The 24313-nt window shown below is 64.3% G+C and carries 22 protein-coding genes; 11 read left to right on the top strand and 11 right to left on the bottom strand.

Going from position 1 to position 24313, the window contains the following annotated elements; genetic code table 11:
• Window positions 1–68: 68 nt before the first annotated feature.
• The 8 genes from IVB18_RS18550 to IVB18_RS18585 all read left to right on the top strand — a co-directional run bounded on the left by IVB18_RS18550 (window position 69) and on the right by IVB18_RS18585 (window position 10378).
• Entirely contained in the window at window positions 69–2198 is a 2130-nt protein-coding gene (locus IVB18_RS18550; protein ID WP_247990446.1) for an acetate--CoA ligase family protein, read from the top strand.
• 190 nt (window positions 2199–2388) lie between these two features.
• Entirely contained in the window at window positions 2389–3237 is an 849-nt protein-coding gene (locus IVB18_RS18555; RefSeq protein ID WP_247990447.1) for an IclR family transcriptional regulator, read from the top strand.
• Between the two features lie 108 nt (window positions 3238–3345).
• The gene (locus IVB18_RS18560; RefSeq protein WP_247990448.1) at window positions 3346–4146 is read left to right on the top strand and encodes an NYN domain-containing protein; all 801 of its coding nucleotides are present in this window, start codon (window positions 3346–3348) and stop codon (window positions 4144–4146) included.
• Window positions 4147–4230: 84 nt separating this feature from the next.
• Window positions 4231–6033: an adenine deaminase C-terminal domain-containing protein gene (locus IVB18_RS18565; protein ID WP_247990449.1), complete on the top strand. Its 1803-nt coding sequence runs from the start codon at window positions 4231–4233 to the stop codon at window positions 6031–6033.
• Between the two features lie 152 nt (window positions 6034–6185).
• Complete coding sequence (gene gcl / locus IVB18_RS18570; protein WP_247990450.1) at window positions 6186–7976, top strand: glyoxylate carboligase; 1791 nt, start codon at window positions 6186–6188, stop codon at window positions 7974–7976.
• A gap of 11 nt (window positions 7977–7987) precedes the next feature.
• Window positions 7988–8773 (top strand): hydroxypyruvate isomerase, encoded by a 786-nt coding sequence (gene hyi / locus IVB18_RS18575; protein WP_247990451.1) that lies wholly within the window; start codon window positions 7988–7990, stop codon window positions 8771–8773.
• Window positions 8774–8955: 182 nt separating this feature from the next.
• Window positions 8956–9879 (top strand): 2-hydroxy-3-oxopropionate reductase, encoded by a 924-nt coding sequence (locus IVB18_RS18580; protein ID WP_256476963.1) that lies wholly within the window; start codon window positions 8956–8958, stop codon window positions 9877–9879.
• Between the two features lie 115 nt (window positions 9880–9994).
• Window positions 9995–10378: a DUF1236 domain-containing protein gene (locus IVB18_RS18585; RefSeq protein ID WP_247990453.1), complete on the top strand. Its 384-nt coding sequence runs from the start codon at window positions 9995–9997 to the stop codon at window positions 10376–10378.
• A 42-nt stretch (window positions 10379–10420) separates the two neighbouring features.
• Here IVB18_RS18585 and IVB18_RS18590 read toward each other — a convergent pair whose 3' ends face one another.
• From IVB18_RS18590 to IVB18_RS18600, 3 genes are all read right to left on the bottom strand, one after another.
• Window positions 10421–10798, bottom strand: coding sequence for a VanZ family protein (locus IVB18_RS18590; RefSeq protein WP_247990454.1), 378 nt, complete (start codon window positions 10796–10798; stop codon window positions 10421–10423).
• 77 nt (window positions 10799–10875) lie between these two features.
• A complete protein-coding gene (locus IVB18_RS18595; protein WP_247990455.1) occupies window positions 10876–11484 on the bottom strand; it encodes a thiamine pyrophosphate-dependent enzyme in 609 nt (202 codons plus the stop codon).
• 10 nt (window positions 11485–11494) lie between these two features.
• Window positions 11495–12076 carry a thiamine pyrophosphate-binding protein gene (locus IVB18_RS18600; protein ID WP_247990456.1) on the bottom strand — a complete coding sequence of 194 codons (582 nt, stop codon included), beginning with the start codon at window positions 12074–12076 and terminating at the stop codon, window positions 11495–11497.
• Between the two features lie 254 nt (window positions 12077–12330).
• On the opposite strand from IVB18_RS18600, the gene IVB18_RS18605 reads away from it, so the two are divergent.
• Window positions 12331–13380, top strand: a complete 1050-nt coding sequence (locus tag IVB18_RS18605; RefSeq protein WP_247990457.1) for a hydroxyacid dehydrogenase — start codon at window positions 12331–12333, stop codon at window positions 13378–13380.
• Window positions 13381–13580: 200 nt separating this feature from the next.
• Entirely contained in the window at window positions 13581–13793 is a 213-nt protein-coding gene (locus IVB18_RS18610; RefSeq protein WP_247990458.1) for a hypothetical protein, read from the top strand.
• A 149-nt stretch (window positions 13794–13942) separates the two neighbouring features.
• Here the strand turns inward: IVB18_RS18610 and IVB18_RS18615 are convergent, their stop codons facing one another.
• From IVB18_RS18615 to IVB18_RS18630, 4 genes are all read right to left on the bottom strand, one after another.
• On the bottom strand, window positions 13943–16144 hold the full coding sequence (locus tag IVB18_RS18615) for a xanthine dehydrogenase family protein molybdopterin-binding subunit (RefSeq protein WP_247990459.1): 2202 nt from the start codon (window positions 16142–16144) through the stop codon (window positions 13943–13945).
• Between the two features lie 7 nt (window positions 16145–16151).
• A complete protein-coding gene (locus IVB18_RS18620; protein WP_247990460.1) occupies window positions 16152–17168 on the bottom strand; it encodes a xanthine dehydrogenase family protein subunit M in 1017 nt (338 codons plus the stop codon).
• A complete protein-coding gene (locus tag IVB18_RS18625) occupies window positions 17165–17656 on the bottom strand; it encodes a (2Fe-2S)-binding protein (protein ID WP_247990461.1) in 492 nt (163 codons plus the stop codon). The genes IVB18_RS18620 and IVB18_RS18625 overlap by 4 nt, the downstream gene beginning before the upstream one ends.
• A 155-nt stretch (window positions 17657–17811) precedes the next feature.
• Window positions 17812–18291 (bottom strand): Lrp/AsnC family transcriptional regulator, encoded by a 480-nt coding sequence (locus tag IVB18_RS18630; protein ID WP_247990462.1) that lies wholly within the window; start codon window positions 18289–18291, stop codon window positions 17812–17814.
• Window positions 18292–18432: 141 nt separating this feature from the next.
• Here IVB18_RS18630 and ald point away from each other — a divergent pair, with 141 nt between their 5' ends.
• Window positions 18433–19548, top strand: a complete 1116-nt coding sequence (gene ald, locus IVB18_RS18635) for an alanine dehydrogenase (RefSeq protein ID WP_247990463.1) — start codon at window positions 18433–18435, stop codon at window positions 19546–19548.
• A gap of 8 nt (window positions 19549–19556) precedes the next feature.
• On the opposite strand, the gene IVB18_RS18640 is transcribed toward ald, so the two are convergent.
• The 4 genes from IVB18_RS18640 to IVB18_RS18655 are packed head-to-tail and all read right to left on the bottom strand — an operon-like array spanning window position 19557 to window position 24248.
• The gene (locus tag IVB18_RS18640; RefSeq protein WP_247990464.1) at window positions 19557–20192 is read right to left on the bottom strand and encodes a DsbA family protein; all 636 of its coding nucleotides are present in this window, start codon (window positions 20190–20192) and stop codon (window positions 19557–19559) included.
• Window positions 20193–20203: 11 nt separating this feature from the next.
• Window positions 20204–22114: an NAD(P)/FAD-dependent oxidoreductase gene (locus IVB18_RS18645; protein WP_247990465.1), complete on the bottom strand. Its 1911-nt coding sequence runs from the start codon at window positions 22112–22114 to the stop codon at window positions 20204–20206.
• Window positions 22111–22758 carry a TetR/AcrR family transcriptional regulator gene (locus IVB18_RS18650; protein WP_247990466.1) on the bottom strand — a complete coding sequence of 216 codons (648 nt, stop codon included), beginning with the start codon at window positions 22756–22758 and terminating at the stop codon, window positions 22111–22113. The genes IVB18_RS18645 and IVB18_RS18650 overlap by 4 nt, the downstream gene beginning before the upstream one ends.
• Window positions 22755–24248 (bottom strand): AMP-binding protein, encoded by a 1494-nt coding sequence (locus tag IVB18_RS18655; protein ID WP_247990467.1) that lies wholly within the window; start codon window positions 24246–24248, stop codon window positions 22755–22757. The genes IVB18_RS18650 and IVB18_RS18655 overlap by 4 nt, the downstream gene beginning before the upstream one ends.
• Between the last annotated feature and the right edge of the window lie 65 nt (window positions 24249–24313).

Here is a 24313-nt window from a genome sequence, read left to right on the forward strand (position 1 = left end):
GCAAGCATCACGGGCAGCCACAATCGCGCCCCCGTAAAGCAAGAATTTGAAGTCAAGGAGGAAGCCACATGTCCAATTCCAAAGATGCCGTCCGCAAGGTGCTTGACCAAGTCAAGTCGGACAATCGCACCAGCCTGACGGCTCCCGAGGGCAAGCTGGTCTGCGACGCCTACGGCATCCCGGTGCCGAAGGAGGGCGTGGTGAAGTCGGCGGGCGAGGCCGGCAAGGTCGCGTCCTCGATGGGCTTCCCGGTCGTGATGAAGATCGTCTCGCCCGATATTCTCCACAAGACCGAGGCCGGCGGCGTCATCGTCGGCGTCAAGACGGCGCAGGATGCCGAGAGGGCCTACGAGACCATTCTCTCCAACGCCAAGAAGTACAAGGCCGACGCCAAGATCGAGGGCATCCAGGTGCAGCAGATGCTGGCCGGCGGCACCGAGGTGATCGTCGGCTCCATCACCGACGGCTCGTTCGGCAAGCTGGTCGCCTTTGGCCTCGGCGGCGTGCTGGTCGAAGTTCTGAAGGACATCACCTTCCGTCTTGCACCGGCGACCAAGGAAGATGCCCTGTCGATGCTCGACGGCATCCAGGCGCATGAGATTTTGAAGGGCGTCCGCGGCGGCGAGCCGGTCAACCGCACGGCGCTCGCCGAAATTATCGTCAAGGTCTCGCAGCTCGTTACCGATTTCCCGGAGATCGTCGAGCTCGACCTCAACCCTGTCTTTGCGACCGCCAAGAATGCGACCGCCGCCGACGTACGCATCGTCGTCGACTTCGCCTACAAGCCCAAGCCGAAGCCGCGCCCGACCGAGGAAATCGTCGCGGCGATGAGCCGCATCATGCAGCCGAAGGGCGTCGCCGTGATCGGCGCCTCCGCCGAGGACGGCAAGATCGGCAACTCCGTGATGAAGAACCTCATCAACGGTGGCTACAAGGGCGAGATCTATCCGATCCACCCGAAGGCGCCGGAGATTTTGGGCTACAAGGCCTACAAGAGCGTCAAGGACGTGCCCGGCGTCATCGACACTGCGGTGTTTGCGATCCCCGCGAAGTTCGTCGCCGGCGCGCTGGCCGAATGCGGCGAGAAGAAAATCCCGGGCGCGGTCCTGATTCCGTCGGGTTTTGCGGAAGCCGGCGCTCCCGAGCTCCAGGCAGAGATCGTTGAAGTCGGCAAGAAGTACGACATCCGCTTGATGGGCCCGAACATCTACGGCTTCTACTATACGCCTGCGAACCTCTGCGCGACCTTCTGCACGGCCTATGACGTCAAGGGCCACGCGGCGCTGTCTTCGCAGTCGGGCGGCATCGGCATGGCCATCATCGGCTTCTCGCGTTCGGCCAAGATGGGCGTCTCCGCGATCGTCGGCCTCGGCAACAAGTCGGACATCGACGAGGACGATCTGCTCGCCTTCTTCGAGCAGGATCCCAACACCAATTTGATCGCGCAGCACTGCGAGGACCTGAAAGACGGCCGCGCCTTTGCCGAAGCGGCAAAACGGGTCTCCAAGAAGAAGCCGGTGATCGTGCTCAAGGCCGGCCGTACCTCAGCCGGTGCGAAGGCGGCCTCGTCGCACACCGGCGCGCTCGCCGGCAACGACAAGATCTACGAGGATGTCCTGGCGCAGTCCGGCGTGATCCGCGCTCGCTCGCTTCGCCAACTGCTCGAATTCGCCCGCGGCGTGCCGGTGCTGCCGACGCCCAAGGGTGAGAACGTGCTGATCATCACCGGTGCCGGCGGTTCGGGCGTGCTGCTCTCGGACTCCGTGGTCGACAACGGCCTGTCGCTGATGTCGATGCCGCCTGATCTCGATGCGGCTTTCCGCAAGTTCATTCCGCCGTTCGGTGCGGCCGGAAATCCTGTGGATATCACCGGCGGCGAGCCGCCGATCACCTATGTCAACACAGTGAAGCTCGGCCTGTCGGACGAGCGTATCCATTCGTTGATCCTCGGCTACTGGCACACCATCGTCACGCCGCCGATGGTGTTCGCCCGCAACATGGTCGAGGTGAAGAAGGAGATGGAGGCCAAGGGCTTTGTGAAGCCGATCGTTGCCTCGCTCGCCGGCGACGTCGAGGTCGAGGAGGCCGCCGAATATCTCTACCAGAACGGCATCCCGGCCTACGCCTATTCGACCGAGCTGCCGGTTGAGGTGCTCGGTGCCAAGTACAAGTGGGCGCGCGGGGCGGGGCTGCTCTGAGACGGGATGCCGCTTCGGCCATGATCCGGAGCGGGTGGTTCTTCACCTCTCCCCGCTTGCGGGGAGAGGTCGAATTTGAGCGAAGCTCGAATTCGGGTGAGGGGGATTCTCCGCGAGTCTCTTTGTCACCGACCTCGTGGAAGCTCCCCCTCTCCCCGCAAGCGGGGCGAGGGAGAACGGTCAGGTCGCGATGAGCAAGAACGTGATCCGGCGCAAATCGCTCGAGCCTCGATCGCCATCGGAGGCTGACCACGACGCGCGCGACGGCGGCGTGCAGTCGGTCGATCGCGCGCTGTCGATCCTCGAAACGCTGGCCGAAGACGACGAGGGTTATCGCCTCAGCGACCTCGCCGTCCGCACCGGCCTGTCGGCCTCCACCGTGCATCGGCTGCTCTCGACGCTGGAAAGCCGCCGCTTTGTGCAGTTCGACCGCGCCGAGTCCAAATGGCATGTCGGCGTCCGCAGCTTTACGGTGGGCGCGAGTTTCGCGCGGCGTCGCAATTTCACCGCGCAGGCGATTCCCTATCTCCGCAAGCTCCGCGATCTCACCCGCGAGACCGCCAATCTCGCCGTTGTCGACGACGAGTTCATTATCGTGCTGACGCGGATGGAAAGCCGCGAGATCATGCGCTCGCTGACCAAGGTCGGTGGCCGCGTTCCCATGGTGACGTCGGGTGTCGGCAAGGCGGTGCTCGCGACCTATTCGGACGAGGACGTCGGCGCCATCATCCGTCACCACGGCATGCCGCGGCTGACGGAAAAGTCCATTGTGCGGGCGAGCGATCTGTTCCGGGAGCTCAACGTGATCCGGAAGCAGGGTTTTGCGGTGGACGACGAAGAAGCCGAGATGGGCCTGCGCTGCGTCGCCGCCGTCGTCTACAACGCGCTTGCCGAACCGCTCGCCGCGATCTCAGTCTCAGGCCTGACCAGCCGCGTCACCGACGGGCGGCTGCCGGAGATCGGCCGCGTGGTGCGCGAGGTCGCGGCGGAGCTGACGGCTGCGCTCGGGGGCGTGACGCCGGTGGCGAAACCAGCCTGAGCCGGGTTTGCAGTCCGTCGCGACCCGTTAACGGAAATCAGGTCTGGCGGCAGGAGCCCCGACATCGGTATATCCATCCACCTTTGTCGCGTCCTTTTGGGGAATGTCATGCCTGCTGAGCTTCGTTCGCCCCGTCTCGCTGTCCTGATCGATGCCGACAATGCATCCGCAAAAATCGCTGATGGACTGTTCGAGGAGATTGCCAAGATCGGCGAGGCCAGCGTTCGCCGCATCTATGGGGACTTCTCCAATGCGCGATCAAGGGCGTGGGCTGACATCCTGTCGAAACACGCCATCATACCGCAGCAGCAGTTCGCCTATACGACGGGAAAGAATGCCTCCGACATAACGCTGGTCATCGACGCAATGGACCTGCTTCACAGCGGTCGGTTTGATGGCTTTTGCCTGGTATCGTCCGACAGCGATTTTACCCGTCTTGCCGCGCGCATCCGGGAGCAAGGCGTCGATGTCTTTGGATTCGGCGAGCAGAAGACACCGGAGAGCTTCAGGCAGGCCTGCCGGAGGTTCGTTTATACTGAGAACCTGCTTGCCGCCCCGGCGAACACCCAGGACGCCGCCTTAAGATCGGCATCGCTTCAGCCACTCGATGCAGCGACCCCCATTATCAAGAAGGTCATCACCCAGATGGAGAGCGAAGACGGCTGGGTCGCTCTCGGGGAAGTCGGCCGGCAGCTTGCCAATTTGGCTTCCGATTTCGATCCGAGGACCTTTGGCTTCCGCAAGCTGAGCGACCTCGTGCGAAAGACAAATTCGTTCGAGATTGATGAGCCAAAGGGCCGGTCGATGCGGATTCGGGTCAAGCCCACTGTCGCACCACCGTTGAGAGCGCGGAACTCGCGCAGACCTGCAAGGTCGGGGACGGCAGGCGGTTCGCCGCCTAAGGCGTAAGCAGGCGTGCCGTTATATTTGAGCTTGCCCGGCTTGGCGCAGGGCGTAACCATCGCGCGGCTGTAATGCCACGCGAGGGTCCTGATGACCAGACTTACCCGCTTCACCGTCGCCCCGCTGCATTCGATGACCCGCCGTCTGGCCGATGTCGCCTCCGCGCGTGTCGCGCCGGATCTCGTCGTCACCGGTGCGCGGGTGCTCTCCACCTATTCGGAGCGCGTTCATCCCGGACGGGAGGTCTGGATCGCGGGCGGGCGGATCGCCGCGGTGAAGCCGGCCGGCGCGGCCAAGAAGGTGTGGAGCGACGTTGCGGTTTATGACGCGGCCGACGGCATCATCGCGCCGGGGTTGGTCGATCCGCACATCCACATCGAATCTTCGATGGTAACGGCCTGCGCTTATGCGGAGGCCGCACTCCTCAACGGCACCACCACGATCTTCTGCGACAGCCACGAGATCGGCAACGTCATGGACGTCGCCGGCGTCGAGGCGATGCTGGAGGACGCGCGCGAGGCGCCGCTCTCGATCTTCCTGACGGTGCCGAGCACGGTGCCGGCTACCTCAGCCGAACTCGAGACAGCGGGTGGCGATCTGACGCCGGACAAGATCGCCGGCCTGTTCGACCGCTGGCCGGAAGCGGTCGCGCTCGGCGAGAAGATGGATTTCGTGCCGGTGACCATGGGCGACGAGCGCAGCCATGCGATCCTTGCAGCCGCCTTGAAGCGCGGGCGGCCGGTGTCCGGCCACGTCTACGGCCGCGAATTCGTCGCGGCCTATGCGGCATCCGGTGTCACCGATACGCATGAGGCGATCGACCGCGACATCGCCGACGATCTGCTCGATGCCGGTGTCTGGGTTTTCCTGCGTGGCGGCCCGCCAACCACGCCCTGGCACTCGCTGCCACAGGCGATCCGCACCATCACGGAGCTCGGTGCGTCGCACAAGCGGACCGCCGTCTGTACCGATGACCGCGATGCCGACGATCTCCTGCTGTTCGGTCTCGACTGGGTGGTGCGCCAGGCCGTGAAGGCCGGCATGTCGCCAGAGCAGGCCTGGTCGATGGGTTCCCTCCACGGCGCGACGCGCTTCAACATGGAGGGCGACATCGGCGGGCTCGGCGGCGGCCGCCGCGCCGATCTGGTGCTGATGGACGACAATCTGAAGCCGCAATGCACCTGGTATGGCGGCGAGCTCGTCGTCGAGAACCGCAAGATCACGCCGCGCCTCGATCAGGCGCTGTCACAGCGCTATCAATATCCGAACGCGGCATACGTGACCGTCAAGCTGCCGGAGAAACTGAAGCTGACGCCGGAGCTGCCGACCAAGGCCTGCATGGTCAATGCGATCAAGACCGCGCTGCCAGGCATTACGCTGATCCACGAAAAGGTCGCGATCGAGCCGGCAAAGGACTGGCTGGAGCTGCTTGCGCGATACGGCCTGTGCTTCGTCACCGTGGTCGAGCGCCACGGCAAGTCGGCAGGCAATGTCGCCTATGGGCTGCTGAAGGATTTCGGCCTGAAACGCGGCGCGGTCGCCTCCAGCGTCGGCCATGACAGCCACAATATCATCATCGCTGGCATCAACGAGGCCGATATGCAGGCGGCGATCGCGGCCATCAAGGACCAACAGGGTGGCGTCTGCGTCGTCGCGGAGGGCAAGGTGAGGGCGCTGGTGCCGCTGCCGATCGCGGGGCTGTTGTCCGACAAGCGCGTCACCGAAGTGGCCGAGGAGGTCAAGGTGCTGAAGAAGGAATGGGCGGAGGCCGGCTGCACCATCCCCTACATGGGCTTCAATCTGATTCCGCTATCGGTCATTCCGGAAATCCGCATCACCGACAAGGGCCTCGTGCTGGTGCCGCAGATGGAGCTGGCGCCGCTGTTCGAGTAGCGGCTTTCACGCATTTCTCAATCTAACTGATTGAGACCGCCGCGATTTTTCTGCCGTTGCCGCATCGTGGAAAATAAAATCGATCTCGTTGAGCACAGCCCGCGCGCGCCCGATGATCCCGCTCGAGCCAATGCAATCGAGCGAGGTCCGATATGGCGAAGATGCGAGCCATCGATGCTGCCGTCCGTATTCTGGAGAAGGAAGGCATCTCCACCGCGTTCGGAGTTCCCGGGGCGGCGATCAATCCGCTCTACTCCGCGCTGAAGAAGCGCGGTTCGATCCGCCATATCCTGGCGCGCCATGTCGAGGGCGCCTCCCATATGGCGGAGGGCTATACGCGGGCGAAGGCCGGCAATATCGGCGTCTGCATCGGCACCTCGGGGCCGGCCGGCACCGACATGATCACCGGGCTTTATTCGGCGATTGCCGATTCCATTCCGATCCTCTGCATCACGGGCCAGGCGCCGCGGGCGCGGCTCTACAAGGAGGATTTTCAGGCCGTCGACATAGAGTCCATCGCAAAACCCGTGACCAAATGGGCGGTGACGGTGCGCGAGCCGGCGCTGGTGCCGCGCGTGTTCAGCCAGGCCTTTCACGTGATGCGCTCCGGCCGGCCGGGGCCGGTGCTGATCGACATGCCGCTCGACGTCCAGCTCGCCGAGATCGAGTTCGACGACGAGACCTATGAGCCGCTGCCGGTCTACAAGCCGACCGCGACGCGCAAGCAGGTCGAGAAGGCGCTGGAGATGCTCAACGCTGCGGAGCGGCCGCTGATCGTCGCGGGCGGCGGCATCATCAACGCCGATGCCTCGGATCTGCTGGTGGCGTTCGCCGAGATCACCAACGTGCCTGTCGTGCCGACGCTGATGGGATGGGGCGCGATCCCCGACGATCACGTGCTGATGGCCGGCATGGTCGGCCTTCAGACCAGCCACCGCTACGGCAATGCCACCATGCTCGAATCCGATTTCGTGCTCGGCATCGGCAACCGCTGGGCCAACCGGCACACCGGCTCGGTCGAGACCTACACCAGAGGCCGCACCTTCGTGCACGTCGATATCGAGCCGACCCAGATCGGGCGCGTGTTCAATCCCGATCTCGGCATCGTCTCGGATGCCAAGGCCGCGCTGGAGTTGTTCGTCACCGTCGCCAGGGAGTGGCGCCGGTCAGGCAGGTTGCGCGAGCGCCAGGCGTGGCCCGCGGCCTGCCGCGATCGCAAGCGTTCGATGCTGCGCAAGAGCCATTTCGACAACATCCCGATCAAGCCTCAGCGCGTCTATGAGGAGATGAACAAGGCCTTCGGCCGCGATACCTGCTACGTCACGGTGATCGGCCTGTCGCAGATCGCCGGCGCGCAATTCCTGGGCGTCTACAAGCCTCGTAACTGGATCAACGCCGGTCAGGCGGGACCGCTGGGCTGGACGCTGCCTGCGGCGCTCGGCGTGCGCGCGGCGTGTCCGGATCGCGACATCGTCGCGCTCTCCGGCGACTACGATTTCCAGTTCCTGATCGAGGAGCTCGCGGTCGGGGCGCAGTTCAATCTGCCCTATATCCACGTCGTCGTGAACAATTCCTATCTCGGGCTGATCCGCCAGGCCCAGCGCGGCTTCGACATGGACTATCACGTCCAGCTCTCGTTCGAGAACATCAACGCGCCCGAGCTCGGCGGCTACGGCGTCGATCACGTCGCGGTCGCGGAAGGGCTCGGCTGCAAGGCGATCCGCGTCACCGATCCGAAAGACGCGCAAGCCGCGTTCGTGACCGCGCGCGAGTTGATGGCAAAGCACCGGGTGCCGGTGGTGGTTGAGTTCATCCTCGAACGCGTCACCAACATAGCGATGGGAACCGAGATCGACAATATCGTCGAGTTCGAGGAGGTGCTGGATCTGCCGCTCGATGAGGTCGCGACCACACGGCCCGGTGTACTTCAGCCGGCAGAATAGGGGACAGCATCATGCCGAAGTTCGCCGCCAACCTCACCATGCTCTTCAACGAGATGCCGTTCCTCGACCGCTTCGCCGCAGCGAAGGCCGCGGGCTTCAGTGGGGTCGAATATCTCTTTCCCTATGATTTCGACAAGGCGCTGCTGCGCGAGCAGCTCGACAGCCATGGCCTGACGCAGGTGCTGCACAATCTCCCCGCCGGCAACTGGGCGGCGGGCGAGCGCGGCATCGCGATCCTGCCCGATCGCGTCGCCGAGTTTCGCGATGGTGTGTTCCGCGCCATCGACCATGCCAAGTCGCTCGATTGCGAGCAGCTCAACTGCCTCGTCGGCATCGCGCCGGTCGATGCCGATCCGCGCGAGCTCAACGAAACGCTGGTCGGAAACCTGCGCTTCGCGGCATCGACGCTCGCACGGGAAAACATCAAGCTGCTGGTCGAGCCGATCAATACGCTCGACATTCCCGGCTTCTACCTCAACGGCACCGAACAGGCGGTGCAGCTCGTCTCCGAGGTGCGCTCGAACAATTTGTTCATCCAGTACGACATCTATCACATGCAAATCATGGAAGGCGATCTCGCCCGCACCATGCAGGAATATCTCGATCGCATCGCCCACATCCAGCTCGCTGACAATCCCGGCCGCCACGAGCCCGGCACCGGCGAGATCAACTATCCCTTCCTGTTCCGCCACCTCGATGCGATCGGCTATCGCGGCTGGGTCGGCTGCGAATACAAGCCGCGCACCACGACGCTGGAAGGGCTGTCGTGGCATGCGGCGCAGACATTCGAGACGTAGTAAGGCAATGAGCCATGGTCACCGGTGCGCTCCCTCTCCCGCTTGCGGGAGAGGGGTGGGGTGAGGGTGTCTCCATGATGGGACTCATTTGGAAGTCTTGAAATCCCCGAGTGGACAGAACCCTCACCCGGCGCTTCGCGCCGACCTCTCCCGCAAGCGGGAGATGTGCACCGCGCACGTGGATGAATTTCGCTAATGCAACTGAGAGAAACGCAGACATGATCGACATCGGCTTCATCGGACTTGGCACCATGGGACGGCCGATGGCCGGCCATCTCCTGGCGGCGGGGCATCGCGTTCTCCTGCATGACGTCGCGCCGGTCGCGCCTGAGCTGATTGCAGCCGGCGGCGTCGCCTGCAAGTCGGGCAAGGAGGTCGCGGAAGAGGCGGATGCCGTCATCATCATGGTGCCTGACACCCCGCATGTGGAGGCGGTGCTGTTCGGTAAGGACGGTGTCGCAGCTGGAATCTCAAAGGGCAAGATCGTCGTCGACATGAGTTCGATCTCGCCACTGGCGACCAAAGAGTTCGCAAAGAAGATCGAGGCGTTGGGGGCGGACTATCTCGACGCGCCGGTGTCGGGTGGGGAGGTCGGGGCGAAAGCCGCGAGCCTCACCATCATGGTCGGCGGGCCCGAGCGGGCCTTTGGCACCATGAGGCCGATCTTCGACAGGATGGGCAAGAACGTCACGCATGTCGGCGCCAATGGCGATGGCCAGACGACGAAGGTCGCCAATCAGATCATTGTCGCGCTGACGATCGAGGCCGTGAGCGAAGCGCTGCTGTTCGCATCCAAGGCCGGTGCGAACCCTGCGTTGGTGCGCAAGGCGCTGATGGGCGGGTTCGCGTCCTCGCGGATTCTCGAGGTGCATGGCGAGCGCATGGTGAAGCGCAATTTCGAACCCGGCTTCCGCATCGAGCTGCATCAGAAGGATCTCAACCTCGCGCTCGAAGGTGCGCGCGCGCTCGGCCTGTCGCTGCCGAGCACGGCGGTCGCGCAGCAACTGTTCTCGGCCTGCACCGCGCATGGCGGCAAGGGCTGGGATCACTCGGCCATGGTGCGGGCGCTGGAACTGATGGCGGGCCACGAAATCGCCGCGGCGTGAAGTGTTACGCGGTAACAGTTCTTCAGTGTGATGGCGTCTTTCGTCGCGGCGCAACCGGAACAATGATCCGGATCGCGCGGTTGAAGGTGCAGAACAATCACTGGAGACTGAGGACATGAAAACCCGTCTTGCGATTTCACTGGCTGCCGCGGCGCTGCTGGTGTCGAGTTCAGCCTTTGCCCAGTCAACGACCGCCGAAGGTGCCGCAACCGGCGCGCGTGCGGGCGGCGACATCGGCGGCCCGGTCGGCGCGATGGTCGGCGGCACCGTCGGTGCGGCCGTCGGGGCCGGCTTGGAAATTCCGAATGCAATTCTGGGCGGAATCCCGCGCGATCATTCGGTGGTAATCCGCGAGCGCGTCGTGGTCGGTGAACCTCTGCCGCCGACCGTGGTGCTGCGGCCGGTGCCGAACTACACCGAGTATCGCTATGCCGTCGTGAACGATCGCCGCGTGATCGTCGAGCCGCGGACCCGCCGCGTGGTCAAGATCATCGACTGATCGACACGGGCACCGGCGAAAGAGATCAGGCCCTGCGGAGCATCACTCCGCGGGGCCTTCGCTTGTGATGGCTGGGCTTGCGCGAAAGCGGGTCATGACCCAATCGGCTGCGGCCGCGAGCGCAAAGCCGAAGCACGCCGTGAGTGCGTCGACCAGAAAATCCTCGAGCCGCGCGTGGCGTCCGGGCGCCCAAAACTGCATCAACTCGAGCAGGCCGATCAGGACCACCGCGACGGCTGCGGTTGCCAGGCGGCGGCGCGGATAGGCGAGACCGAAAGCCAGTCCGAGGAGGACGAAGGCGAGGGCATGCTCGCCATCCTGGCCGAGGTCGGCATGCGGCCGCAGGCCGGGCGGCCCGAGGGTAGCGAAGGTGACGGCGGCCGCGAGCAGCCAGGCAAAACAGCGAACCAAACTGGACATCCGGTCCGCATAGCACGGATTTGCAACAGGCTGTTGCGGGGCCGGGATCAGATCGCCGTGTAGTTAATGACGAAACGTTAAAGTGGCTCGCGCACGCCGAGGCCGTGCATGAAGCGCTCCCGGATCTGCACGGGATCGCGGCGGGTGGCGCCGACTCCGGGCTTGTCGTCGATGCGGACGGCGATCAGGCTCGGCCCGGAGGCGGACATCGCCTCCTCGACCAGGCGCTCGAAATCCTCCTCGTCTGCGGCCCAGGTGCTGTTGGCAAGCCCCGAGCCGGCGGCGATGGCGACGATGTCGGCGACATCAGCCGCCGGCGTCGGCTGCGCGCCGGTGATCTGGTAGATGCCATTGTCCATCACGATCATGATGAGGTTTTTCGGCTTCAAAGTCGCAATCGTCGAGAGTGCGCCGAGCTGCATCAACAGCGAGCCGTCGCCTTCGAGCGCGAAGACGCGACGTTCGGGCTGCGCCAGCGCCACGCCGAGTGCGATCGGGAAGGCGAGGCCCATGCTGCCGAGCATGTAAAAATTCTGCGGGCGGTGGCCGGCTGCCCACAGGTCGAAATTGGTGTTGCCGATGCCGCCGATCACGGCTTCCTCGTGCTTGAGCTTCGCGATCAGGCGCGAGGTGACGTCGAACCGGTTCATCACCTTGGTGTTGTGCGTGTCCAAGTCTGTATTCATTTGGCCGGCCTCACTTGTCGAAAGCCTTGCCGCCCGTAAGCAGCGGGTTGAGGATCAGCGCCACCGGCGCTTGCGTCGTGACGGCCTGCTTGATCGAGCGGTCGACGATGAATTCGAGCTCGTCGAGCCGGGTAATGGTGTGATGTTCCAGCGCCAGCGAATCCAGCACCGGACGCATGGTGCGACAGACCAGGGACTGGCCGTAGTTGAACTCGCCGAGCGTGCCGCGCTCGGAGACGAACATGATCAGTGGAATCTGGTAGGGCACCGCAAGCGAGGCCAGCACGTTGGCGAGCGTGGCAAAGCCGGAGGTCTGCATCAGCACCGCGCCGCGCCGGCCGCCCATCCAGGCGCCCGAGACGATGCCGACGGCTTCCTCCTCGCGCGCGGTGGCAAAGGTGGTGAAGAAGGGATCGGCGTGCAGGTTCTTGATCAGCGGCGTCAGCACCCGGTCGGGCACGTAAGGGATGAGGCTGATCTCGTTCCGCTTCAGGGTTTGCAGGACGATGCCGTGCCAGCTCTTGTCGCTGGAAGTCTTGTCATTGGACGCCTGTGTTGCCTGGGGCGAGGTATGCTGCTCCGCAATCGCCATTGCGTTCTCCCTTGGCGCTATTCCTTGGGCCGCGCATGCTTCTTGGTCTTTGGCCTGGCGGTCTGCCGAACTTGACGGAGCGAGCGGGATTGTCAACATGTCCCGGCCGGCACTGTGATCTGCGCCAGACGGCCTGCCGTGGCCGGCACCGCCATGTCATAAGCCGCGGCAATGAGAAAATCGGGAGGGAAGCACGGAGGGAGCGCGCGCTGCGCTGACCTTGCGATCTCCCCGAGAGAGCCGGAAGGGTCCTGATGTCCGTCAACAACAAGCGCGTCTTCTACGTCAAATATCTGGCCAATCCGATCTATATCGACATCCTGAAGGCGCGGCCCGACGTCCGGCTCGATCGCATCGAGAACGAGAGCCCTGAGGACTTTTATGCGCCGATCATCACCGCGGCGCATGTCTATCAGATCGGCGCGGCCCGGGACGAGCTTGCGCCGCATTTCCATGTCGACGCCGCCTTCCTGGAGCGCACCCCGAAACTACTGCTCGTCTCAAGCAATGGCGCGGGGTTCGACCCCGTCGACGTCGAGGCCTGCACGGATGCGGGCGTGCTGGTGGTCAACCAGTCCGGCGGCAATGCCCATTCGGTCGCCGAGCATGCGCTGGCGATGATGCTGACGCTGTCCAAGCGCATCATCCAGTCCGACCGCCGCCTTCGCAGGGAGCGCGACGTCAACCGCAACGAGCTCGTCGGCAACGAGGTCGAGGGCAAGACCGTCGGCATCATCGGGCTCGGCAACGTTGGCCGTCGCATCGCCGCGCTGTGCAAGGGCCTGCTCGGCATGAAGGTGCTGGCCTACGATCCGTATCTTACGGCTGAAGTGATGGCCGAGCGGGGTGGCGAGAAGGTGGAACTCGACGAGCTGCTGCGCCGCGCCGATTTCGTCTCGATCTCATGTCCGCTCAACAAGGGCAGCCGCGGCATGATCAGCGTGCGCGAATTTGCGCTGATGCAGCCGCATGCCTATTTCATCACCACGGCGCGCGGCTTCATCCACGACGAGGACGCGCTGCTCCAGGCGCTACGCGACAAGCGCATCGCCGGTGCCGGCCTCGACGTCTGGTCCAAGGAGCCGCCGCCGCCGGAGCATCCGCTGCTCCAGTTCGACAACGTCCTGGCAAGCCCTCATACCGCAGGCGTCACGATCGAGGCGCGCCAGAACATGGGCAAAATCGCCGCCGAGCAGGTGCTGGACACGCTCGATGGCAAGCGCCCGCCGCGTATCATCAATCCCGAGGTCTGGCCGGTGTATGCCGAGCGCTTCAAGCAGGCGTTTGGCGTGATGCCGGGGTAGCCCTCTCCTTCGTCATTCCGGGGCGATGCGGAGCATCGAACCCGGAATCTCAAGATTCCGGCTTCGGCTCTTCGAGCCGCCCCGGAATGACGGAGCTAGGGGGAACCGCAGCTCGCCTGACCTTGATCCGCGTCAAAATCCCTCTCCCGCATCCAGGCAAAATGGGATTAGAGTGCCGCCCCGGGGGAGCAGGAGGTCCCATGTCAACTTATGTCGTCAGCTTCATGAAGGATGTGCTCGGCCAGTACGGCCGGCAGATCGAGGTTTGCCAGGGTACGCTCGAGATCGACGCCTCCGACGAGGACGAAGCCAAGGAGCGGGCGAAGGCGAAGTTCTGTAAGGACCAGGCGTTGCATCACTGGTCGCTGCATGCCGATCGCATTCAGATAAGACCGGCCGATTTTCCGTCCTGAGGCCTAGCGGCCGGGAGCTGCGCTCCCGCCAGCGCCCATAAGGCGATGCGGGCAGATGGACCACAGCGGGAAGCGACGCAGCCTGCGAGCAGCTTGATCGGCAGGATAGTTGATGTCCTTGAGCTGTTGCCGTCCTCCGACCCGCCGCCTCAGTCCAGCAGCTTGTCCAGCGTGATCGGGAAGCGGCGGATGCGTTTGCCGGTGGCGTGGTAGACGGCGTTTGCGATCGCCGCGGGGACGCCGACGATGCCGATCTCGCCCAGTCCCTTGACGCCGAGCGCGTTGATGTGCGCGTCCGGCTCGTCGACGAAGATCACGTCGATGTCGTGAACGTCGGCATTCACGGGGATGTGGTACTCGGCGATGTTCGCGTTCATGATCCTGCCGAAACGGTGGTCCATCACCGTCTCCTCGTGCAAGGCCATCCCGATTCCCCAGACCACGCCGCCCATGATCTGGCTGCGGCCAGTCTTCGTGTTCAAGATTCGCCCGGCCGCGACCGCACTGACCATCCGGGTCACGCGGATGACGCCGAGCTGCTCGTCCACCTTCACCTCGGCGAACACCGCGGAATGGGTATTGCGCGCGTGCTTCTTGTCTTCATCGAACTGGTTGAGCTTTTCCTTCTCGATGCGTTCGACGTTGCCGTGGCGCATCGCGTCGGCGATCGAGACCGCGCGGCTGTTGTCGCTGGTCCTGGCAATGCTGCCGTCGATCAGGACCGTATCGGCCGCCTCGGCATCGCCAAGTGGCGAGCCATGCATTTTCTTCGCCAGGCGTACGAGTTCCTTGCGCACCTCCTCGGCGGCTGCGAGCACCGCATGAGCGCTCGATGCGGCCATCCAGGAGCCGCCTTCGACCGGCGCCTGCGGCAGAGTGGAATCGGCAAGCCGGACGCTAATGTTTTCGATCGGCAGGCCGAGCGCATCGGCCGCGACCTGCGCCACGATGGTGTAAGTGCCGGTGCCGATGTCGGACGCGGCGCAAGACACCTCGGCATGACCGTTCGACGTCAGCACGATACGGACCGCGACCGGCATCTGGAGCGCTTCCCACACGCCCGTGGCCATGCCCCAGCCGACCAGCTCCTTGCCGTCGCACATCGAGCGCGGCGCAGGATTGCGTCTGCTCCAGCCGAAGGCGTCCGCGCCGCGGGCATAGCATTCGCGCAGCTGCTTGCTGGTGTAGGGCAGGTTTTCGCTCTGGTCGCGATCCGAATAGCACTTCAGCCGCAGTTCGACGGGGTCCAGCTTGAGCGCGACGGCCAGCTCGTCCATGGCGCATTCGAGCGCGCAGACGCCGGAAGCCGCCCCCGGCGCGCGCATGTCGCAGGGGGTGGGGAGGTCGAGGCGGACGAGCTTGTGCGTGAAACGCGTGTTCGGGCTTCGATAGAGCTGGTCGGCCCAGCCGGCGTCGTTACGCGAAAAGTCCTCGTAGCGTGAGGTGATGGCGGTGGCCTCGTGTGTGGCGGCGTCGAGCGTGCCGTCGGGCTTCGCGCCGAGCCCGACCCGCTCGATCGTCATCGGCCGGTAGCCGAGCCCGTACATCTGCCGCCGCGTCAGCACGACGCGAACGGGCCGCTTCAGGGCGATCGCACCAAGCGTTGCCAGCACCACCTGATATTGCGGCCGCAGGCCGGAGCCGAAGGCGCCGCCGACATAGGGCGAGACCACGCGGATGTCATCCGGCTTCTTGTCGAACACACCGCAGAGAAATTTGTGGACGTTCTGGACGCCTTGCGTCTTGTCGTAGACCGTGAGCTTGCCATTGCTGTCCCAGACCGCCGTGGTCGCATAGAGCTCCATCGGGTTATGATGCTCGGTTGGAATGACGTAGTCCGCCTCGTGGCGCACGGCTGCTCCGGCAAGGGCTCCTGCGGCGTCGCCGCGCGGCTTGTGCGGTTTGTCCATTTCAGCGGCGCGGCCGTGCTCCGATTCAAGATCGGTTACAAATTCCTGCTGCTCATACTCGACCCGCACGAGCGTTGCGGCGAATTTCGCGGTTTCCCAGTCCTCCGCCACGACCAATGCGATCGGCTGGCCGTTGAACTTGATCGTGTCGTCGTAGAGTGGACGGAAAGGCGAACCCTCCGGGGCCACCTCGTCCTTCCAGGCCTCGTCTTTGTCGGCGAGCGGTGGGCGGTTCGCGTGCGTGAGCACGTCGAGCACGCTCTTCACCCTCAGCGCTGCGCTGGTGTCGATGCGGGCAATGCGTCCGCGAGAAATGGTGGCCTCGACGACGAAACCATGAACCAGCCCGTCGGCCGGGAATTCGCCGGCATATTTGGCGGCTCCGGTGACCTTGGCCCGTCCGTCGACGCGCGACGTTGGCGTTCCGATATAGGCGTTCATCGATCCCTCACGCGATCTTCTTGTGGGCTTGCGATTGCGGCGTGGCGCCTGCGGCCTGCGTCAGCGCCCGCACGATGGCGCGGCGCGCGAGTTCGATCTTGAAGCCGTTATGCGAACGGGCCGTTGCTCCCTGTAGCAGCAGATCCGCAGCGCGCGAGAAATGATCCACAGTTGCCGCCTGGCCGCGCAACGCTGATTCAGCTTCGAGGCTGCGCCAGGGCTTGTGAGCCACGCCGCCGAGCGCCACGCGCGCCTCGGTGATGGTGTTGCCCTCCAGTTCGAGCGCGGCCGCGACCGAGACCAGGGCAAAGGCATAAGATAGCCGGTCGCGGATCTTCAGATAGCTGTAGTTTTGGGCAAAGCCGCGCGGCGGCAGTTCGATCGCCGTGATGATTTCGCCGGTGCCGAGATTGGTTTCGACATGAGGCGTGTCGCCGGGAAGTCGATGGAAATCGGTCAGAGCGATGGTGCGCTCGCCGGAGCGGCCCGCGATGTGCACCAGCGCGCCGAGCGCGGCAAGCGCCACGCTCATGTCGGACGGGTTGGTCGCGATGCAGGAGGCGCTCGTACCCAGGATCGCATGATTGCGGTTGAGGCCGTCGATCGCCGAGCAGCCGTTGCCCGGATCTCGCTTGTTGCAGGGCGTGGCCGTGTCATAGAAATAGGCGCAACGCGTTCGCTGCATCAGATTGCCGCCGACGGAGGCCATGTTGCGTAATTGGGCCGAGGCGCCGGCCAGGATGGCGCTGGCGAGCACGGGATAACGCTGCTCGATCAGCGGATGGTAGGCGAGGTCCGAGTTCGGCACCAAGGCACCGATGCGCAGGCCGCCGTCGGCGGTCTCCTCGACCTTGCGCAGCGGCAGGCGGGAAATGTCGATCAGCCGGGAGGGACGTTCGACATTCTCCTTCATCAGATCGATCAGATTGGTACCGCCGGCGATGAGCCTGGCGTCGGGATTGGCGGCGAGCAAGCGGATCGCGTCGGCGACGTCGGCGGCGCGCGCGTACTGGAAGTTGATCATGGCCGCCCCATTGCCTGCTCGATGGCGGCGACGATGTTCGGATAGGCGCCGCAGCGGCAGAGATTTCCGCTCATCAGCTCCCGGATCTCGTCGGCATCCCCGGCGCGGCCTTCGGCGAGCAGGCCGGCCGCCGAACAAATCTGTCCCGGCGTGCAATAGCCGCACTGGAAGGCATCGTGATCGATGAAGGCCTGTTGCAGGGGATGCAGCGTGCCATCCTTGGCAAGACCTTCGACCGTCGTGATCTCGGCGCCGTGCTTCATGACGGCGAGCGTCAGGCAGGAATTGACGCGCCGGCCATCCACCAGCACGGTGCAAGCGCCGCACTGACCATGATCGCAGCCCTTCTTGGTGCCGGTCAGCCCAAGATGGTCACGCAGGGCGTCCAGGAGCGTGGTCCAGGGCACCAGGTCGAGCGTGCGCCTGACGCCATTGACGACAAGATCGATCGGAATGCGTTCGGGGATCTGATTTGTGACATCGGCCATATCTTTTTCCCTGAGGGGCTCTTGTTCCCTGCGACGGAGGCCGAGCTGAGAAGTCAGGCGTGCTGACGCGAGGGCGCGTCGCCTCCGCTGGCCAATAGCGCCAACGGACGACCGGTCGCTTGGTTCCCGAGGGTTTTCCTATCCGCTGAGAGCGGTCAGCGTTTCGCCTCGCCGAACACCACGGTCGGCACGGCGCGGTTGATGACATCGCGCAGCGCGAAGCTCGACTGCACCCGCGCCACCCGCGGCAGCCGCGACAGTTCGGTGCGGTGGATGCGCTCGAAATCCTGGATGTCGCGGGCAAGCACGATCAGGATGTAGTCGTCGGTGCCCGACATCAGGAAGCAGCGCACCACGGAAGGGCATTTCACCACCTCCGCCTCGAATGCCTTCAGCGCCTCATCGCTTTGGCTTTCCAACGCGATGCGGACCAGCACCGTCGTGGTGAGGCCGAACTGCGCGAGGTCCAGCGCCGCCTGATAGGCCTGGATGTAGCCGTCGTCCTCCAGCGCCTTCTGCCGCCGCGCCAGCGCCGTGCTCGACAGGCCGACCTTGTTGGCAAGCTCAGTGTGGCTGGCCCGCGCATTGGTCGTGAGTTCCGCGAGGATGGCGAGATCTTTCCGGTCGAGGGCCAAGGTTTCGTTTCCAGCGTGAAAGGGCGGATCGACGCCGGAAACCGGCGCCGGGAGGATGAAACTAGCGGATATTTGCACGAAACCAAACCGGTCCGATCGATACGATATCCACGTGAATCAAGGCGTCGGAAGGAGCTCGAGATGCGCGTCGGTGTGCCCAGGGAGATCAAGGAGCAGGAATATCGCGTCGGGCTCACGCCGGGTGCGGTCCGCGAATATGTTGCGGCCGGGCACCAGGTGACGGTCGAGACCGGCGCCGGCAGCGGCATCGGCGCTCCGGACGAGGTCTATCGGCGGGCAGGGGCCGCGATTGCAGGCAACGCCAGCGACGTCTTCGCCGAGTCCGACATGATCGTGAAGGTGAAGGAACCGCAGAAGAGCGAATGGGCTCAACTCCGCGAAAGCCAGATTCTGTTTACTTATCTCCACCTCGCGCCGGATCCCGAACAGGCCAAGGGCTTGCTCGCTTCTGGCTGCACCGCGATCGCCTATGAAACCGTCACCGACGCGAAAGGTCAGCTCCCCCTGCTCGCGCCAATGAGTGAAGTCGCCGGCCGCCTCGCCATCGAGGCCGCCGGCGCCGCGCTCAGGCGCTCGGCTGGCGGTCGCGGGCTGCTGCTGGGCGGCGTCCCCGGCGTGCAGCCGGCGCGCGTCGTCGTGCTCGGCGGCGGCGTGGTGGGAACGCAGGCCGCGCGCATGGCGGCAGGGCTCGGCGCGGAAGTCACCGTGATCGACCGCTCGTTGCCGAGGCTGCGCGAGCTCGATGATCTCTTCGCAGGACGGGTGCGGACACGCTTCTCAACGATAGAGGCTGTTGAAGACGAAGTGTTCACCGCCGACGTCGTGATCGGCGCGGTGCTGGTGCCGGGCGCGAGCGCACCGAAACTCGTCACGCGCGCGATGCTCAAGTCGATGCGGCCGGGCGCGGTGCTGGTCGATGTCGCGATCGACCAGGGCGGCTGCTTCGAGACCTCGCACCCGACCACGCACACTGATCCGACCTACGAGGTTGACGGCGTCGTGCATTATTGCGTCGCCAACATGCCGGGCGCGGTGCCGGTGACGTCGAGCCAGGCACTGAACAACGCGACGCTACCGTTCGGATTGATGCTCGCGAACAAAGGTTTTGCAGCGGTGCTGGAAAATCTGCATCTGCGCAACGGGCTCAATGTTCATCGCGGCCGCATCACCAACAAAGCGGTGGCGGAAAGTCTCGGGCTCGAATTCGCGCCGGTGGAGAGCGGGCTCGCGGCCTGAGCGCGCCGCTAGGCGGGCTTACGGTAGCGGCTGCCGAGCGCGGCTTCGATGGTCTCGGGCTTCTCGATGCGCTCGATCAGCATATCGATGCGATCGCCGCCCCAGAACAGCTCGCCGTTGAACACCATGGTCGGCACGCCGAACACGCCGAGCGCCTCGGCCTCGTCGATGATGCGGTCGTGCTCGGCGCGCGCGGGGCCGTGAACGTAGGATTCGAACGCGCTGGCCGATCCGCCGCACGCGGTAATGACGCCCGTGATCTCAGCGAGATCGTCGATCTCGAGCTCATGGCTCCAGAAGCGGCGAAACACCGTGTCGTGGTAGGGGCGGAAGAAGCCGTGGGCTTGCGCGAACAGCATGCCGACGCTCGAATAGAAGGCGTCGTAGATCCGCCGCGGTCCCTTCATGACGAGCCCTTGGACATTGGCATAGCGCCGCGCATCCATATAGGCGTAGCGCACCTTGCGCCAGAAATGCGGCGTGCGCTCCTCGACCGTGCCCATGAATTCGGCGACGCGCAGCGTGTAGGGCAGCCAATCCAGCTCGACGCCGTGCGTTTCCTCGAGCGCGAACAGGCGCTTGTTGGCAACGAACGCGTAGGGGCTCTTGTAGTCGGTGTAGACGCGGACGCGCGGCTTGGGCATGGCGAGCTCCCCTACGCCTTCGTCAGTCTGTACTGCCCCAGATCTGGGTCATGCGTCATCCGCCAGTAATCCACGAACCGCCAGGGCATTGCCGAGAACACGCGGCCGCTGCTGTTGCGATAGTACGTCGTCATGCCCGGATGGGTCCAGATCATGGTCTCGTGCTCGGCATCGACCCTTTGGACATAATCATCGAGCACATCATGGCGGACGTCGATCGCGGCGACGTCGTGCTCGATCATGTCGACCAGACAGGCGGAGATGTAGCGGCTCTGGCATTCCGACTGGAAGATGACGCTGCCGCCGTGGGCAGGCCCCGAGTTCGGACCCAGCATGCAGAAAAAGTTGGGGAAATCGGGCACGGTGAGGCCGAGGAATGCGGTCGGGTTGTCGTTGCCCCAGGCCTCGCGCAGGTCTTTGCCGTCACGACCGCTGATGTTGAGGCGCGCCGCCATCTCCGTGACCTTGAAGCCGGTCGCGATCACGATGATGTCGGCGGGACGGTGTTCGCCATCCGTGGTCACGATGCCGTCCTGGTCGAAATGGTCGATGGTGTCGGTGACGAGCTCGACATTGGGCCGCGTCAACGTCTTGAACCAGTTGTTGTCGAGCAGGATGCGCTTGCCATAGGGCGGGTAGGTCGGCACGCATTTCGCGATCAGGTCAGGCCGGTCCTTCAGTTCGGTGAGGATGAAGTCGGTCAATTCCTGGCGATGCCGGTCGTTGCCTTTGTTGACGGCGCGCTCGGGATGCGGCCAGGCCGGGTCCTTGCGCAGGAACGGCAAGAGCCCGTCGCCATAGCGCCAGAACATGTTGAAGCGATACCACTGCACATAAAACGGCAGATGCGCGAGCAGCCAGCGCGCGCCCTCGCTGATCGGATCGGCATAGCCCTGCACCGGCCGCGCCCATTGCGCACTGCGCTGGTAGACCGTGACGGAAGCGACGCGGCCTGCGATTGCCGGCACGAGCTGCATCGCGGTGGCGCCGGTGCCGATCACGACGACATGTTTGCCGTCGAACTTGATGTCATCGGACCACGCCGCCGAATGCAGGATCATTCCCTTGTAATCCTCCTCACCCTTGAAGCGGGCGCGGGAGGGATCGTTGAGTTGGCCGATGGCGGACACTAGAGCGGTGGATTCGAAGGTCTCTTCGCCGTTCTTCGTCTTCAGTGTCGAGATCCAGCGCCGCTTGCCTTCGTCCCAGCGCGCTGAGGTCAGCTCGGTGTTGACGCGCAGATGCTTGCGGATGCCGTATTCCTCGGCGACCTTCTGCAAATATCCGAGCAGCTCTTCGCGCTGGCAGAAATATCGTGTCCATTCGTTGTGCGAGCCGAAGGAATAGGAATAGGAGTGGTTCGGCGTGTCGACGCCGCAGCCGGGATAGCGGTTGATCCACCAGGTGCCGCCGAGTTCGTCGTTCTTCTCGACGATGGTGTAGGGGATGCCGAGATGTCCGAGCGCCATGCCGAGCGCGATGGCGCAGACGCCGGCGCCGACGATCAGCACATGTTGCTGCGCGAGTTTGTCGTTCGAGGGGGGCTCGCTCCAGCGAGCCTCGCGCGGCACAAACCCCATCTCCTCGCGCATCAGCGGCGCATATTCCGGCGTGACATTCTCGCCAAGGCAGGCGCGCATCATCTTCAGAAGCAGCTCCTCGCCGGGATCGGTGATAACAGGCTTGGGTGTGCCCTTGATAAAGAGGTTGACGACAGCGGCGCGGATTTCGTCCTGCACCTCCTTCGGCACCCCGGCCTCGGGATCGGGAATGAGGCGGATGTCGCGCTTGGGCAAATAGGGCGGCTCGAGCCACCGCTCATCGCCAGTCATGTGCACCAGCACCATCAGGAGGCAGCGGATATCGCCTTCGGCGATCGTCGAGGCGAGGTCGAGCGGCTTGCGTGGAGATTCGATGTTCATGGCGTTTCCTGATCTCCGGATGCGTTGAAGAGGCCGCGCGTCATCAGCTTGCGATAGGCGGAGATGACGTGGTCGGGCACGGCGGTGACGCCGTCGGCCGAATAGGAGTAGCGGCGGCTGAGATAGCCCCGCGAGCCCATCAGCATGTGGACGATCGCCTCGAACTCCTCGTCGCTGTAGTCGTCGATGTCGCCGGCAAGCCGGGCGCGGCGCAGGATGCGGACATAGGCGGTCGAGATGTTGTCCAGATGCTTCTGGTAGCCGATTGGCGCAAAGAACTCTGCCTCGTTGAGGATGCGCAAGAATTCCGGCACCTCGCGAATGAAGTCGAAGAAGGCGGAGAAGCGCTCGATTTCCTGGCGCGCCGCATTCTCGGTGCCGGTGCGGGCGCGGATGAATTCGACCATGTCGAGACCGATTTTCGGCAGAAGCTGGTCGAGCAGCTCCTGGCGGTTCTCGAAATGATTGTAGAAGGTGCCTTGGGCGACGCCGGCCTGTTCGGTGATGCGGGCGACGGAGGCTTCGGCATAGCCATACTTGCCGACGACCCTGGTCGCGGCATCAAAAATCTTCTGCTTGGTCCAGGCGTTGCGCTCGACGCGGTTGAGCTTCGTCACCTTGGCCGTGGCGTCTGCTTGCGTCATTCAGAAGTCTCCAGCTCGGCGCGAAGTACGCGTTTGAGGATCTTTCCGCTCGGGTTGCGCGGCAGGCTGTCGCGGATGACGAGCTGCTTCGGCACCTTGAAGCTCGCAAGCCGCGCGCGGCAGTGCTCGGTGAGGGCAGGGAGCTCGAGCGTAGCGCCTTCGGACAGCACGACGATCGCGACCGGTCGCTCGCCCCAGCGCGCATCGCGCAGGCCGATCACGGCGACCTCGCGCACCCCTGATAGCTCGTAGATGACGCGCTCGACCTCGGAGGAGGCGATGTTCTCACCGCCGGAGATGATCATGTCCTTCTTGCGGTCGGTCAGAAACAGAAAGCCTTCCTCGTCGAGATAGCCGACGTCGCCGCTGCGGAACCAGTCGCCGAAGAAGGCAGCCGCCGTCTTCTCCGGATCCCTCCAATAGCCGCGCGTGATTTTTGGCCCGCGCAAGCAGATCTCACCGTCGACGTTCGGAGGTAGCGTTTTGCCGGCGTCGTCGCGGATTTCAATCTCCACGTGGGCGATGGCGCGGCCGGTCGAGCCGATCTTCTCGATCTCGCGGCCGGCCTCCATGAAGGTGTCGCCGCCGACGGTTTCGGTGAGGCCATAAGCGTCGATGTAGCGCGCATTGCGGAAGAACTCCGAGAAGGCGCGGATGCGCCCCTCCGGCGTCTTCTCACCGCCGCCAATCGCCCATTTCAGGCTGGAGACATCGTAGCGGCCGCGGGTGGGGCACGTGAGCATTGCGGTGGTCATGACAGGCGCAAACCACGCCGCGTTGATTTTGTCCTCGGCGATCACGGAAAGCGCAGTCTCCGGCTCGAAATTGCGCTGGATCGAGATGAAGCCACCATGCCAGAGCACGGCGATGCCGGGCAGGTCGAGCGCGCCGACGTGATAGAGCGGCCCGACGACGAGGAGGCGCGTCTCGGCGCTCAGGCCCAGCGCAATCGTCTGGTCGGCCGACTTCCAGTAGAAATTATCGTAAGTAAGCATCACGCCCTTGGGGCGGTCGGTCGTGCCCGAGGTGTACATCAGCCGCATCAGGTCGGACGGCCGGCGTACATGCATCGGCGCGGGCGACACGTCGCCAGCTAGGCGTGTGACGCTCTGCTGCGCGGCCTCGTCGAGCACGGCGACTTGCGCGCCTGCGGCATTCGCTGCCAATTCCTCATCGGTGATCAACAGCCGCGCGCCGGCATTGCCGGCAATGTAGCCGACCTCATCGCGCGAGAGGCGGAAGTTGATCGGCAAGAACACCGCGCCGAGATGGCTGGTGGCGAACACCAGCTCAAGGAACGCCGCGCTGTTCTTCATCAACACAGCCACGACATCGCCGGCGCCGATGCCCTGCGCGGCGAGCCAGCCGGCGACGTTTCGAATGCGCGCGTCGAAGACCGCGTAGGAGATCTCCTCGCCGCGGTATTTCAGCGCAGGCCGGTCCGGCGTGCGCCGGGCATAAAAGGCGATGAAGCTCGACAAATTGATCATTGCGCAGTTTTCGGGCCGGTTGCCGGCGCCGTTTCCTCCAAGATGAATTATGACTCATAATTCAT

Source organism: Bradyrhizobium sp. 186, from assembly GCF_023101685.1.
In the GTDB taxonomy this organism is placed as follows: Bacteria; Pseudomonadota; Alphaproteobacteria; order Rhizobiales; family Xanthobacteraceae; genus Bradyrhizobium.